This window comes from Mesorhizobium sp. M1396 (assembly GCF_040317725.1).
Lineage (GTDB): Bacteria > Pseudomonadota > Alphaproteobacteria > Rhizobiales > Rhizobiaceae > Mesorhizobium.
On sequence record NZ_JAMYLA010000005.1, the window covers coordinates 86,248 to 98,813 of the forward strand.

At 63.3% G+C, this 12,566-nt stretch carries 13 protein-coding genes; 12 read left to right on the plus strand and 1 reads right to left on the minus strand.

Going from position 1 to position 12,566, the window contains the following annotated elements; all coding sequences use genetic code 11:
- Positions 1-48: 48 nt before the first annotated feature.
- Genes NKH02_RS04715 through NKH02_RS04725 form a run of 3 tightly spaced genes read left to right on the plus strand, consistent with a single transcriptional unit; the run spans position 49 to position 2,829 of the window.
- Positions 49-1,164 carry an ABC transporter substrate-binding protein gene (locus NKH02_RS04715; protein WP_352876730.1) on the plus strand — a complete coding sequence of 372 codons (1,116 nt, stop codon included), beginning with the start codon at positions 49-51 and terminating at the stop codon, positions 1,162-1,164.
- A 25-nt stretch (positions 1,165-1,189) separates the two neighbouring features.
- Positions 1,190-2,023, plus strand: coding sequence for an ABC transporter permease (locus NKH02_RS04720; protein ID WP_352876733.1), 834 nt, complete (start codon positions 1,190-1,192; stop codon positions 2,021-2,023).
- A complete protein-coding gene (locus NKH02_RS04725; protein WP_352876735.1) occupies positions 2,023-2,829 on the plus strand; it encodes an ABC transporter permease in 807 nt (268 codons plus the stop codon). The genes NKH02_RS04720 and NKH02_RS04725 overlap by 1 nt, the downstream gene beginning before the upstream one ends.
- A 90-nt stretch (positions 2,830-2,919) precedes the next feature.
- Here NKH02_RS04725 and NKH02_RS04730 read toward each other — a convergent pair whose 3' ends face one another.
- Entirely contained in the window at positions 2,920-3,987 is a 1,068-nt protein-coding gene (locus NKH02_RS04730; RefSeq protein WP_352871988.1) for a glycosyltransferase family 2 protein, read from the minus strand.
- A 603-nt stretch (positions 3,988-4,590) separates the two neighbouring features.
- Between NKH02_RS04730 and NKH02_RS04735 the strand changes: the two genes are divergently transcribed.
- The 9 genes from NKH02_RS04735 to NKH02_RS04775 all read left to right on the plus strand — a co-directional run bounded on the left by NKH02_RS04735 (position 4,591) and on the right by NKH02_RS04775 (position 12,477).
- Entirely contained in the window at positions 4,591-4,998 is a 408-nt protein-coding gene (locus NKH02_RS04735) for a DUF3168 domain-containing protein (RefSeq protein WP_352876736.1), read from the plus strand.
- 173 nt (positions 4,999-5,171) lie between these two features.
- Entirely contained in the window at positions 5,172-5,471 is a 300-nt protein-coding gene (locus NKH02_RS04740) for a hypothetical protein (RefSeq protein WP_352876739.1), read from the plus strand.
- A 91-nt stretch (positions 5,472-5,562) separates the two neighbouring features.
- Positions 5,563-6,228 carry a response regulator transcription factor gene (locus tag NKH02_RS04745; RefSeq protein WP_023812809.1) on the plus strand — a complete coding sequence of 222 codons (666 nt, stop codon included), beginning with the start codon at positions 5,563-5,565 and terminating at the stop codon, positions 6,226-6,228.
- Positions 6,212-7,645 carry an ATP-binding protein gene (locus tag NKH02_RS04750; protein ID WP_352876740.1) on the plus strand — a complete coding sequence of 478 codons (1,434 nt, stop codon included), beginning with the start codon at positions 6,212-6,214 and terminating at the stop codon, positions 7,643-7,645. The genes NKH02_RS04745 and NKH02_RS04750 overlap by 17 nt, the downstream gene beginning before the upstream one ends.
- A 188-nt stretch (positions 7,646-7,833) precedes the next feature.
- The gene (locus tag NKH02_RS04755) at positions 7,834-8,271 is read left to right on the plus strand and encodes an RT0821/Lpp0805 family surface protein (RefSeq protein WP_352876742.1); all 438 of its coding nucleotides are present in this window, start codon (positions 7,834-7,836) and stop codon (positions 8,269-8,271) included.
- 126 nt (positions 8,272-8,397) lie between these two features.
- Positions 8,398-9,537, plus strand: coding sequence for a c-type cytochrome biogenesis protein CcmI (gene ccmI, locus NKH02_RS04760; RefSeq protein WP_352876744.1), 1,140 nt, complete (start codon positions 8,398-8,400; stop codon positions 9,535-9,537).
- A gap of 8 nt (positions 9,538-9,545) precedes the next feature.
- Positions 9,546-9,989, plus strand: coding sequence for a cytochrome c maturation protein CcmE (ccmE, locus tag NKH02_RS04765; RefSeq protein WP_352876746.1), 444 nt, complete (start codon positions 9,546-9,548; stop codon positions 9,987-9,989).
- Positions 9,990-10,021: 32 nt separating this feature from the next.
- Positions 10,022-12,013 (plus strand): heme lyase CcmF/NrfE family subunit, encoded by a 1,992-nt coding sequence (locus NKH02_RS04770; protein WP_352876748.1) that lies wholly within the window; start codon positions 10,022-10,024, stop codon positions 12,011-12,013.
- A complete protein-coding gene (locus NKH02_RS04775) occupies positions 12,010-12,477 on the plus strand; it encodes a cytochrome c-type biogenesis protein (RefSeq protein ID WP_352871980.1) in 468 nt (155 codons plus the stop codon). The genes NKH02_RS04770 and NKH02_RS04775 overlap by 4 nt, the downstream gene beginning before the upstream one ends.
- Positions 12,478-12,566: the final 89 nt, after the last annotated feature.

Sequence of the window (12,566 nt, forward strand, 5' to 3'; positions counted from 1 at the left end):
CTGCCCACCACTTTGCGGTACCATCAACGACAAAAAAGGGGAACTGACATGACACACGATACCAAGAAACAAGCCATCGAGAGCCTGTCCGCCAGGGCAGGTCGCGGCGAAATCTCGCGCCGCCAATTCACGCAGCTGGCAGCATTCGTGCTGGCCGGCACGCCGATGATGCTGCGCTCGACCGGTGCCTTTGCCGCGGCCAAGGAACTGGTGCTGGTCAACTGGGGCGGTGACGCCATCACGGCTTACGACGCCGCCTACGGCCAGCCCTTCACCAAGGAAACCGGCATCACCGTCAAGATGGATGGCTCGGGGCCGACCGAAGGCGCCATCGCTGCGCAGTTCAAGAGCGGCGCGCCGACCTGGGACCTCGTCGACGTCGACCCGTTCTCCGCCATCACGCTCGGCGCTCAGGGCGCCCTCGAGCCGATCGACTATGCGATCGTCGACAAGAAGAAGATGCGCGAAGGCTTTGGCTGGGAATACGCCGCCTCGACCTATTTCTTCTCCTATGTCATCGCCTACGACTCCGAGAAGTACGGCAAGGACGCGCCGACCGGCATGGCCGATTTCTTCGACGTGAAGAAATTCCCCGGCAAGCGCTCGCTCTACAAATGGGGCGTGTCGAGCTGGGAAGCCGCCCTGCTGGCCGACGGCATCGCGCCGACGTCGCTCTATCCGCTCGATCTCAAGCGCGCGCATGACAAGATCGCCGCCTTCAAGGAAAACGTCGTCGCCTATTGGGGCGGCGGTGCCGAAAGCCAGAGCGTGCTGCTCAATGGCGAGGCCTCGATGGCGATCGTCTGGTCGACGCGCGCTTCACTGATCGAGCAGGACTCGGGCGGCAAGATCAAGTTCATCTGGGACCAGGGCTTGATCTCGCCCGGCGCGCTCGCCGTGCTCAAGGGCAATCCTGGCGGCAGGGACGCGGCGATGAAGTTCATCGCCAGCACCCAGGACCCGCAAAAGCAGCTGGTCATGTTCGACAAGCTCGGCCAGGGCCCTGCAAATCCAGCTACCGACGCGCTGATCCCCGCCGACAAGAAGCGCATCAACCCGGTCGATCCCGAGAACATGAAAAAGCAGATCGCGCTCGACATGGACTGGTACGCCAAGAATTACGGGGCAGCGCTCGACGAATACACCAAGATCATCTCGGCCTGACCAGGGCCGGGATGATCGGGTCGAAATGAGGTCCTATCTCTACGACAGGATGGGCGCGGCGCTGTTGATGGCGCCGCTGCTCCTGTTTCTTGTCCTCGCCTATGCCTGGCCGTTCCTCGGCGTCGTCAAATGGAGCTTTACGCTGCCGACGCCCGGGCTCGGCCAGTATAACGCACTGCTCACCGACGATCTGGTGCAGTCGGTGTTCATCCGCACGCTGCGCATCGCGGCGATCGTCACCGTGGTTTCGGTGGCCGCTGCCTACGCCATCACCGTCGTCTGGGTGCGCGGAACCCCGGCACAGCGCCTGATCGCCGAGTTCTGCATTCTAGTACCCTTCTGGATTTCCGTCCTGACCCGTGCCTTCGGCTGGGTGGCGCTGCTGTCCAATCGCGGCCTGATCAACACGTGGCTGCAGGCGATCGGCTTCATTTCCGAACCGCTGGCGCTGGTGCGCAACGAATTCGGCGTCATCGTCGGCATGACGCATTTCCTCATTCCTTTCGCCGTCTTCCCGCTGGCATCGGCCATGCGCAGCCTCGACGACCGCGTGCTGCTGGCCGCGCGCGGCCTCGGCTCCAGCCGCATGCGCACCTTCTGGACGGTGTTCGTACCGATGACGCGCTCCGGCATCATCGGTGCGGCGATGATCGTCTTTGTGTTTTCGCTCGGCTTCTTCGTCACGCCGGCGATCCTTGGCGGCGGCCGCAGCGTGATGATCGCCGAGCTGATCTATCTGCGCATCTTCCAGAGCCCGGACTGGGGCCTGGGCGCTGCGATCAGCGTGGTGCTGGTGCTGTTCGTCGGCGCGCTGATGGCGCTGCTGTTCCGTTATGTCAGACCGAAGCAGCTGATCTGATGCCGACCTATCGGCCCGGTCCCGTCTCGCTGATCATCGCCGCCTTCGTCGCGCTGTTCCTGTTGATGCCGCTGCTCGCCGTCATCCCGGTGTCGCTGACGCCGAGCCGCATGCTGGCGATGCCGTCGGGCGAACTGTCCCTGCGCCACTACCGGTCGCTGGTCGAGGATCCGCGCTGGCTCCAATCGATCCTGCTCAGCATCCGCATCGGCATCGTCAGCAGTGCCTTTTCCACCGTGCTGGCGCTGTGCTTCAGCCTCGGCGTGTGGATGTTCCAGCCGCGCTTCACCGCGGCACTCGTCGGCTTCGTGCTGCTGCCGATGGTGGTGCCGCCCGTGGTCTCGGCGATCACGCTCTACTTCCTGCTCACCTCGATCTCGGGCTTCAGCTCGTTCTTCGGCTATGACACCTGGCTGGGTGTCGCCATGGCCCACTCGGTGATGACCGTGCCGTTCGCCACCGTTCTGATCCTGGTCTCGCTCAGCCAGCTCGACCGGCGCATCGACCTTGCCGCGCGCGGCCTCGGCGCCTCGGTGTGGGAGCGGGCCACCCGCATCATCATGCCCAACATCAAGTTCGGCATCGTCACCGCGGCGCTTTTGTCGTTCGTGCTGTCCTGGGAAGAAATCGGCGTCACGCTGTTCATCACCTCGGTCAACGCCATCACGCTGCCCAGGCTGATGTGGATGGGCCTGCGCGACAACATCGACCCGGCGATCGCCGCACTCTCGGTGATCCTGATCATCATCACGGTGCTGGTGCTGGCGGTGCGCAGCTTCGTGAACCGGATGAACGCGGGGCAGTGAGAAGGCAAAGCGTGGCGCAGGCCCGCTTAAGACCTTCGGGCAAAGCTTTCCTCCCATCCCGCCGGACATCTCGCCCACAAGGGCTTCGGGCTACCCCATCGCGCGGCGGATTGTCCTGGACAGGCGGGCAAGGAATGTTGGTCGGGACGATGCGTCGAGCTTCCACGACAGCACCGCCATGGCCATTTGCCGCGGCAGCATGCCGACCGACAGGAACCAGGCGGCAAGCACGGCACGGCGGCGCAGGGACGCCGTCATTTCGAGGCTGGCGACAGCGCCCGCGGCCGCTAGCGCCAGGCGGGAATCGTCGGCCACGGGGTGCCGGTGCCTGTCCGCGCAGAGCGATGCCAGCCGTTCTTCCAGATGGACCGGATCATGGCGAACAATTTCTGCCGGCACGACGGTCAGGCCGGCCTGCGATGCCTGGTCCGACAGCGCCTCCATGCGGTGGAAATCGTGCTCTACCCGCCAGCGTGCCCGTTCGGCGAGCTTTTCACCGAAAACCGAATGGTTGGCGCCGTGGATTCGGTAAGCGCCGACACATTCATCGATGGACTGAACGTGACCATACAGCGGCGCCAGCGTCGCAAGATAGCCGTCGGCGCCCTGGCGAAAATCCGATTCCGGAATCGGCATGATCGATTCCAGGGTCGTCCGGTCAAAGGCCAGCCCGCTGGTTACGGTCGTCTGGTAGCGCCCCTTGCGCAGAAGTTTCGGCATGACATCGCCGCTGTCGAAGGGCAGTTCCGGCGGCGGAAAGACGTCCTTGATGCGTTGCCGGTCATCGACGATGTGCAATCTGGATTGCACCTGGGCGGTTGCCTCGTCCCAGGTGTCGACGATCCTGGAGACGGCTTCCGGATAAAGATAATCGTCGGCGTCGAGGAAGAGGACGATTCGGCCCGAGCTCGCGGCAAAGCCGGTGTTGAAGGCGGCCGCGTGCCCGCCATTCTTTCGTCGCGGACAAGCGAGGATCCTGTCGCCGTAGGATTTCATGATCGTCGTGGAATTGTCCTGCGATGCATCGTCGACGACGATGACTTCGACATCGTCGTGGTCCTGCTCCAGCGCGCTGTCGATGCTACGTTCAAGGAAACGCGCGTAATTGTAGTTCGGAATAATGATGGAAACTGGGATTTTGTGGGGGGTGGACTGCATCGCATTCGACCTCGCATCTTGCTTTGGTTTTGGCAGACCCCGCTCGTGGGCTGCCTCCTCTTCAAGCTCGCTCCGCGAATTTGCCGAGGAAAAGCCTCGCCTTTTCGTCGGGTGACGGACCACGTCACTCTTTCACGACTTGATGAAAAGCCGCCATCGCCTTCGAGGATCGCGGTGGCTGACTGGGGTACGCCGGCCAGCCCAAAAGCTCCGACGCTCTTGGTTATCGACCAAGCCCGACGGAAATGGTGTCGCGTTTGGTCACAGTGGGACCGCAGCGGACGCCTTGAAGGCACGTTCGATACTGGCCTTCAAATGCGGCTGGAACAAGCCGCTATCCGAAAACTGATGTCCAGACGCGTGGCCAGATGGTGTCAGACAAAACAAACCTCACCGAGACGCGGCCAATCCTGCCTAGATCGCAAGGCTGCTCGGCGCCCCCTGACGACGTTGTTGGCGAAGTCGTATCAGCATTCATCAGTTCTATGACGAATCGCCATCGCCTCCGCGCGTCGAATGGTTATATCTGACACAATATGCAGAAACGCAGGCAGGCTCCCGAAAGGGAATGGTCGGCAGCGCAGAGGCTAGAGGAAGAGGACGATGACCGCGCCCGGCGATTTGCAGCAGGCACTCTTTCTGAGGCTCAAAAGCGATGCAGCCCTGTCGACCTTGCTGGGCGGCGCGGGATTGCTCGAACGGGCAACCGACAATGCCGCTTTTCCCTACGTGACTTGTGGCCAGACCTCTGCCTTTGACTGGGATACGGGCGCGGAGAACAATAACGATCAGCTGGTCACTCTGCATGTCTGGTCGAAAGCCCAGGGGGAAGCCGAAACACTTGCCATCATGGACGCTATCAAAGCGCGGCTCGCCAATGCGGCGCTGGAGATTGGCGCCCACGGCCAGACACGACTGTCGCTCGAATTCACCGAGGTTCGCCATGACGAGGATCTGCTCGTGCATCACGGGCTGCTGCGTTTTCGCGCGATAACGCAGGAAAACGCCTGATACGCTTTCAATATGGTCGAAACGGAGTCTAGACTGGACTCTCGCGGGATTTCACGGTTGAGGCGGTGAAATCCCAGGTTGACTGTCTCGCGTTGCAGGGGTGTGGCGAGGATGTTTTCGGCGCCGTTCACTGTTCATTTCACGTTCAGCACCGATGCGTTACAACGTCGACCATGAAAACGCTTCGCTCCCACTTCCGAACCGCGACACTGGCGCTCTGTGCTGCCGGTCTGTTTGTGTCGCAGGCGATGGCGATGCCGGTCATCGCGCCCGACCATGCCGGTCCGATCCTGCTGGCGGCGTCCGATTGCTACGCGATCGGTCAGCAGGTGGCCGAACAGAATGGCGGAACGCTGGCCAAGGCCTCGCAATCGACACGTGGCGGCCAGCCTGTCTGTGTCATTGTCGTGCTCGTTCCTGGCAAGGACGGACAACGTCCGCGCCGTTCCGAAATCGTCGTTCCGCTGAACTGACCCACTCTTCCATTTTACAGACCTCCGTTTCCCAGGCCGCCGGAATCGGCCTATACCTGACCCTAGCTCTTCAACAGGTATCGAACTCCGCATGCGCGTACTCGTCGTCGAGGATGACAAGGATCTCAACCGGCAGATATCGGATGCGCTGGTCGATGCCGGCTACGTCGTCGACCGCGCCTTCGACGGCGAGGAAGGCCATTTCCTCGGCGACACCGAGCCCTACGACGCCGTCGTGCTCGACATCGGACTGCCGCAGATGGACGGTATCAGCGTGGTCGAGCGTTGGCGGCGCGGCGGCCGCAAGATGCCGGTGCTGATCCTGACGGCGCGCGACCGCTGGAGCGACAAGGTCTCCGGCATCGATGCCGGCGCCGACGACTATGTCACCAAGCCGTTCCACATCGAGGAGGTACTGGCGCGGCTCCGGGCCCTGATCCGGCGCGCCGCCGGCCATGCCTCGTCCGAACTGACCTGCGGACCGCTGCGCCTCGACACCAAGGCGTCAAAGGCCGATGTCGACGGCGTGCCGCTGAAACTGACATCGCACGAATTCCGCCTGCTTGCCTATCTGATGCACCATATGGGCGAGGTCGTCTCGCGCACCGAACTGGTCGAGCATCTCTATGACCAGGATTTCGACCGCGATTCCAACACTATCGAGGTGTTTGTCGGGCGGCTGCGCAAGAAGATGGGCATCGACATGATCGAAACCGTGCGCGGCATGGGCTACCGCATGCGTGAGCCGGAGGCGTAACTCGGAACCGCTCAAATCACTCGCAAGGACGCCGCTTTCGCTGCGTTTGTGGCCGCGTTCGCTGACGTTCCGCGTCATCGCCTTTTCCACGGTCTGGGCGATCGTGACGCTCGTCGTCATCTTCACCCTGATCACTACCCTCTACCGCCAGGCCAGCGAGCGCGGCTTCGACAGCCTGCTTTCGGCGCACCTGTTCAATTTGATCGGCTCCATCGGTATTTCCGACAACGGTGCGCTCACCGGCGCCCCCGACCTCGGCGATCTTCGGTTCTCGGAACCGAATTCGGGCTGGTACTGGTCGGTGGAGCCCGCCTCGGAAGGCGTACATGGCGATCTTCATTCGTCTTCGATGACCACGACGATACCGTCGCCGAGCGTCGCCGATGTGCCGTTCAACGCCAGCTTCCAGCGCAGCTATGCGGCCGAAGGCATCGACGGCGAGCAGCTCGAAGTGTTCGAGAGCGAATTCGTTCTCGATTCCAAGAACCGCGCCGCGCGCTTCCGCGTCATGGGCAACCAGAGCGAGCTCGAACAGGAAATCGCCACCTTCCAGCGCCGCCTGCTGACTTATCTCAGCCTGTTCGGCGTCGGCATGATCGCCATCAACGCGATCGCCATTCTGCTCGGCCTGCAGCCGCTGCGCCGGGTCAGGAACGCGCTTGCCATGGTGCGCGAGGGCACAGCGCAGAGGCTCGACGGCCGGTTTCCGGCCGAGATCGAACCGCTTGCCAACGAAACCAATGCGTTGATTGAAAACAACAGGCGCATCGTCGAGCGATCGCGAACCCAGGTCGGCAATCTCGCCCATTCGCTGAAGACGCCGCTCGCGGTGCTGCTCAACGAGGGCAGGGCGCTTGGCGGCGCCAAGGGACAGCTGATTACCGAACAGGCCGCTTCCATGCAGAAGCAGGTCGAGCACTATCTGCAGCGCGCCCGCGTCGCGGCACAACGCGACAGCGTCGTCTACCGCACGCCGGTGACGCCGCTGGTGCAGCGCATGGTCCGGGTTCTACAGAAGCTCAATCCGCGGACGAACCTGTCGCTGTCATTGCCGGCGACCGAAATCGTCTTCGCCGGTGAGCGCGAGGACCTTGAGGAATTGCTTGGTAATCTGCTCGAAAACGCGATGAAATGGGCAAAAAGCGCGGTGTTGGTCTCGGTCGTGCCTTTGACCGGCAAGGACGATCCGACCGGCCTGTTTGAGATCAGCATCGAGGATGACGGCCCGGGCATTCCCGAGGACAAGGCGCGCGAGGCGCTGAAGCGCGGACGACGTCTGGACGAGACAAAGCCCGGAACAGGTCTGGGGCTGGCCATTGTCGCCGACCTCGTCAACGAGTATGGAGGCGTCCTGGCGCTCGAACGGTCCGGCATGGGCGGATTGAAGGCGGTGGTGCGATTGCGGAGCCTTCAGTGATGTTCAGCCACGGCCATTCGACATCGATGGATGGGGCATGTTATGGCGGCATGTCGATTGGTTCCGGATTGGCCGGCAGCGGCCAAATTTCCGACAAATATCAATACTATGGCCACGTCAGCTTCTCCGATGACGCGGCCCCCGGCTCATTCATAACAGGCTCCAACTCAAGAAAACCGGTTGTTGGCATGAAGATTCGCGTCGCGCTTGTTTCCGCATTGCTGGCCGTTTCCGGCTGCACCACCTTGAGCGGCAAGGGGCCGACCGTAGCAGTGACACCGGCCTCGACGCCCCCTTCCAGCGGCAAGGTGACCACGACGATCATTTCGGCGATGGGCGGCGGCCTCATCGGCGGGTCGATCGGCGCCGGCCTCAGCGAGACCGAGAAGCGCAGTGCGCTCGAGGCTGAATACAAGGCGCTCGAGTACACGACCAGTGGCCAGAAGGTAACGTGGAAGGGCGCCCAGGCTTCGCGCTATGGCGAGGTGGTTCCGGCACAGCCCTATCGCGTCGGCTCGCAGGATTGCCGCCAGTACACGCAGACGGTGTTCACCGGCGGGGCCGGAGTGACGGCGCGTGGAACCGCTTGCCGCAACACCGACGGCAGCTGGACACCGCTGACCTAAACAAAGACGGGTCCGGTTGGTATCCGGTCGGTTGATGTCGATCAAGGACATGCGGCGCGCCTGCCGTCAAAGCGTCGCAGGAAGCCTGTGTTGGCACGGCAGAACTCTGCCACTATTGGAAGAACCATGCTGTTCTGGGTCATAGCCGCAATTCTCACGCTGGGTGCAAGCCTGGCGGTGCTGCTGCCGCTGGCCGCCAGCTCGAAGGGCGCGTCGTCGAGCGGCGATCACGATCTCGAAGTCTATCGCGACCAGTTGTCCGAGCTTGACCGCGACGCTGCGCGTGGCTTGATCCAGCCGGCGGAAGCTGCCGAAGCGCGCGCCGAGATCGCTCGCCGCATCCTTCGCCTCGACAATGCGGCAACGACGGACCAGGCGTCCGTCGGCCGAGCCTCGGTCGCGGCAAGGCTGGTGGCAACCGCGGCCGTGCTGGTAGTGCCGCTGGTCAGCTGGGGCCTTTACAGTCAGCTCGGCTCACCCGATTTGCCGTCGCAGCCGCTCAGCGAGCGGTTGGCCAAGAATCCGGCCGACAGTTCGGTCGACGAATTGGTGGCGCGGGCCGAAGCCCATCTTGCCGCCAATCCTTCCGATGGCAGGGGCTGGGATGTGCTCGCGCCAGTCTATCTGCGCATGCAACGCTTTTCCGACGCGGCGGCGGCCTATCGCAACGCTATACGCCTCGATGGCGACAGCGCCGTTCGCCAAGCCGGTCTTGGCGAGGCGATCGCCGGTGCGGCAGGTGGCATTGTCTCGGCCGATGCACAGAATGCCTTCGAGGCGGCCTTGAAGCTCGACCCGGCCAATGCGAAGGCGAGCTTCTACCTGGCCGTGGCGCTGGCGCAGGAGGGCCGCACCAAGCAGGCGGCCACGGCCTGGCGGGCAATGTTGGGCAAGCTGCCGCCGGAGTCGCCATGGCGCAGTGCGGTCGAGCAAGCGCTGGCCAGGTCCGGCAGTCCCGCAGTCGCTTCCGGCGGCGCCACCAACGGTCCCGATGCCGGCGATATCGACGCTGCATCCTCGATGTCTCCCGCTGATAGGGAAGCCATGATCAGCACGATGGTCGCGCGCCTCGACGACAAACTGCGGCAAAATCCGCGCGATCCGGAAGGTTGGATGCGGCTCGTTCGTTCCTATGTCGTGCTGGGCAAGGCCGATCAGGCGCGCGAGGCGCTCGGTCGCGCCATTGCCGTCTTTGGGGCCGACAGTGACGAAGCGAAAAAAATCACCGCCTTTGCCGCCACGCTTGGTCTGACGGCGACGGAGTAGAGTAAGACATGACGCGCAAACAGAAACGGTTGTCGGTGATAGCGGGCGGGTTGGCTTTCCTCGGTGTCGCCACCGGGCTGACCTTCTACGCGCTTGGCCAGAAGGCCTCCTATTTCTACATGCCGGCCGATCTCACAACCGCCAATGTCCAGCCTGGCCAGCGCATCAGGCTGGGCGGGCTGGTCGAAAAGGGCACGATCCAGCGCGGGCAGGGGGCGACGGTCGGCTTTTTGGTCACCGACACGCACAAATCGGTCAAGGTCACCTATACCGGCATCCTGCCCGACCTTTTCCGCGAAGAGCAAGGCGTCATCACCGAAGGCACCTTTGGCCCGGACGGCGTCTTCGTTGCCGACAGCGTGCTGGCCAAGCATGATGAGCGCTATATGCCCAAGGAAGTGGCCGACGGCCTGAAGGCCAAGGGCGTCTGGCAGGAGAGCAAGAGTGAATAGCTCTGGCAGGAGAGCAAGAGTGAATTACAGCCATGGTTGAAACCGGACATTTCGCCTTGGTCCTGGCGTTTGCGCTGTCACTGGTGCAGGCGCTCGTGCCGCTGCTTGGCGCACGCCTGAACAACCAGCGCCTGATGGCGGTCGGTGGGCCAGTCGCGGTGACCGGCTTTGCCCTGACGGCACTGTCCTTCGTGGCGTTGGCGAGCGCCTATGCAAGCTCCGATTTCTCGGTGGCGAGCGTGTGGGAAAACTCGCATTCGCTGCAGCCATTGATCTACAAGATCACCGGAACCTGGGGCAATCACGAAGGCTCGATGCTGCTCTGGGTGCTGATCCTGACCTTCTTCGGCGCCCTCGTCGCCGCTTTCGGGTCAAATCTGCCGGCGACGCTGCGCGCCAACGTGCTTGCCGTGCAGGGCGCCATCGGCGCCGCCTTCTTCCTGTTCATCCTGGTGACATCCAATCCGTTCATCCGGCTCAATCCGGCGCCGATCGAGGGCCGCGATCTCAACCCGATCCTGCAGGATCTCGGCCTCGCCATCCACCCGCCCTTCCTCTATCTCGGCTATGTCGGTTTCTCGATTTGCTTTTCCTTTTCGGTCGCCGCCCTCATCGAAGGACGCATCGACGCTTCCTGGGCGCGCTGGGTGCGGCCGTGGACGCTGGTCGCCTGGATGTTCCTGACCGGCGGCATCGCCATGGGATCGTACTGGGCCTACTACGAACTCGGTTGGGGCGGTTTCTGGTTCTGGGATCCGGTCGAGAACGCCTCCTTCATGCCGTGGCTGTCCGGCACAGCGCTGCTCCATTCGGCGATCGTCATGGAAAAGCGGTCGGCGCTGAAGATCTGGACGCTGCTGCTCGCCATCCTGACCTTTTCGCTGTCGCTGCTCGGCACCTTCCTGGTGCGCTCGGGCGTCTTGACTTCGGTGCACGCCTTCGCCACCGATCCGACACGCGGCGTCTTCATCCTGTGCATCCTGACACTGTTCATTGGCGGCTCCCTGGCGCTGTTTGCGTTGCGCGCCTCGCGTCTGACGGCCGGCGGCCTGTTTCATCCGATTTCTCGCGAAGGCGCGCTCGTCCTCAACAATCTGTTCCTGACCACGGCCACCGCGACCGTGCTCGTCGGCACGCTCTATCCGCTGGCCGTCGAGGCCTTTTCCGCCGACAAGATTTCGGTCGGCGCGCCGTTCTTCAACCTCACCTTCGGCCCCTTGATGGTGCCGCTGCTGCTGGTGGTTCCGTTCGGGCCGCTGCTGGCCTGGAAGCGCGGCGATGTCTTCGCCGTCGCCCAGCGCCTGATGGTGGCTTTCGCCGCGGCCCTCCTGGCAACGCTGGTCACCGCTTTGTTCATCGACGGGGCGTCGGTGTTTGCGGCCCTGGGCGTCGGCCTCGCCGTCTGGCTGATCCTCGGGGCGCTCACCGACCTTGCCGTCAAATCCGGCTTTGGTAATGTCGCGCCGGGGATCGTGATCAGGCGCCTGCTCGGCTTGCCGCGCTCGGTCTTCGGCACCGCCTTCGCTCATCTTGGCCTTGGCCTGACCACGCTCGGCATCGTCGGTACGCTTTGCTTCGGCACCGAGAAGATCCTGTCGATGCATGCCGGCGAGACCGTCGAACTCTCCGGCCATCCGGTGCGTTTCGTCGGGCTTTATCCGGCCCAGGGGCCGAACTACAGCGAGGATCGCGGCCGCTTCGAACTGATCGGCGTCGGCGGCGGTCCTGTTGCCGAAATCAGCTCCGCCAAGCGGTTTTATCCTGTGCGGCAGATGACGACGACGGAATCCGGCATCAAGACGATCGGCCTCTCCCAGCTCTACATCTCGCTCGGCGACGAGGGCAATGACGGTTCCGTCGTGGTGCGTCTGTGGTGGAAACCGCTGGTGACGTTGATCTGGGGCGGCGGCCTGGTGATGATGGCGGGCGCGGCGATGTCGCTGATGGACCGGCGCCTGCGCGTCGGCGCGCCGTCGCGGCGGAAAAGACAGGCGAGCGCTGTGACGTCCTTGGGCCTGCCATGAGCGCAAGATTTTCGCTGACCTCGCTTGTCCTGCTGCTGGCGCTGTTTTTCGCCGGCACGGCCCTGGCGGTGAAGCCTGACGAGATGCTGCCCGATCCGGCGCTCGAGGCGCGGGCGCGGGCGCTGTCGGAAGGCCTGCGCTGCATGGTCTGCCAGAACCAGTCGATCGACGAATCCGACGCCGACCTTGCCCGTGACCTGCGCATCCTCGTGCGCCAGCGCCTCGTCGCCGGCGATACCGACCAGCAGGTGATGGATTACGTCGTCTCCCGCTATGGCGAGTTCGTGCTGCTGAAGCCGCGTTTCGATCTGCGCAATGCGTTGCTGTGGGGCACGCCTGTCCTGCTGTTGCTGGTGGGAGGCGTTTTCATCGTGCTGACCGCGCGGTCGCGCCGCACGCTGGCGACAAGATCCCTGTCCGCCGAAGAGCAGGCATCGTTGGATGCCATATTGCGCCGCGATTGACGCTGCCGTCACTGCCAAACATTACCAAAGTTTCATGTGTCGGAAATGGCGCCGTAATGTGCGCTTCTCTAATTCTCTCTTCCCGAGGC

Excerpts from the sequence above, each read along its gene's own strand:
- NKH02_RS04715 (WP_352876730.1), top strand. The coding sequence starts at position 49 with ATGACACACGATACCAAGAAACAAGCCATCGAGAGCCTGTCCGCCAGG.
- NKH02_RS04720 (WP_352876733.1), top strand. The coding sequence starts at position 1,190 with ATGAGGTCCTATCTCTACGACAGGATGGGCGCGGCGCTGTTGATGGCG.
- NKH02_RS04725 (WP_352876735.1), top strand. The coding sequence starts at position 2,023 with ATGCCGACCTATCGGCCCGGTCCCGTCTCGCTGATCATCGCCGCCTTC.
- NKH02_RS04730 (WP_352871988.1), bottom strand. The coding sequence starts at position 3,987 with ATGCAGTCCACCCCCCACAAAATCCCAGTTTCCATCATTATTCCGAAC.
- NKH02_RS04735 (WP_352876736.1), top strand. The coding sequence starts at position 4,591 with ATGACCGCGCCCGGCGATTTGCAGCAGGCACTCTTTCTGAGGCTCAAA.
- NKH02_RS04740 (WP_352876739.1), top strand. The coding sequence starts at position 5,172 with ATGAAAACGCTTCGCTCCCACTTCCGAACCGCGACACTGGCGCTCTGT.
- NKH02_RS04745 (WP_023812809.1), top strand. The coding sequence starts at position 5,563 with ATGCGCGTACTCGTCGTCGAGGATGACAAGGATCTCAACCGGCAGATA.
- NKH02_RS04755 (WP_352876742.1), top strand. The coding sequence starts at position 7,834 with ATGAAGATTCGCGTCGCGCTTGTTTCCGCATTGCTGGCCGTTTCCGGC.
- ccmI (WP_352876744.1), top strand. The coding sequence starts at position 8,398 with ATGCTGTTCTGGGTCATAGCCGCAATTCTCACGCTGGGTGCAAGCCTG.
- ccmE (WP_352876746.1), top strand. The coding sequence starts at position 9,546 with ATGACGCGCAAACAGAAACGGTTGTCGGTGATAGCGGGCGGGTTGGCT.
- NKH02_RS04770 (WP_352876748.1), top strand. The coding sequence starts at position 10,022 with ATGGTTGAAACCGGACATTTCGCCTTGGTCCTGGCGTTTGCGCTGTCA.
- NKH02_RS04775 (WP_352871980.1), top strand. The coding sequence starts at position 12,010 with ATGAGCGCAAGATTTTCGCTGACCTCGCTTGTCCTGCTGCTGGCGCTG.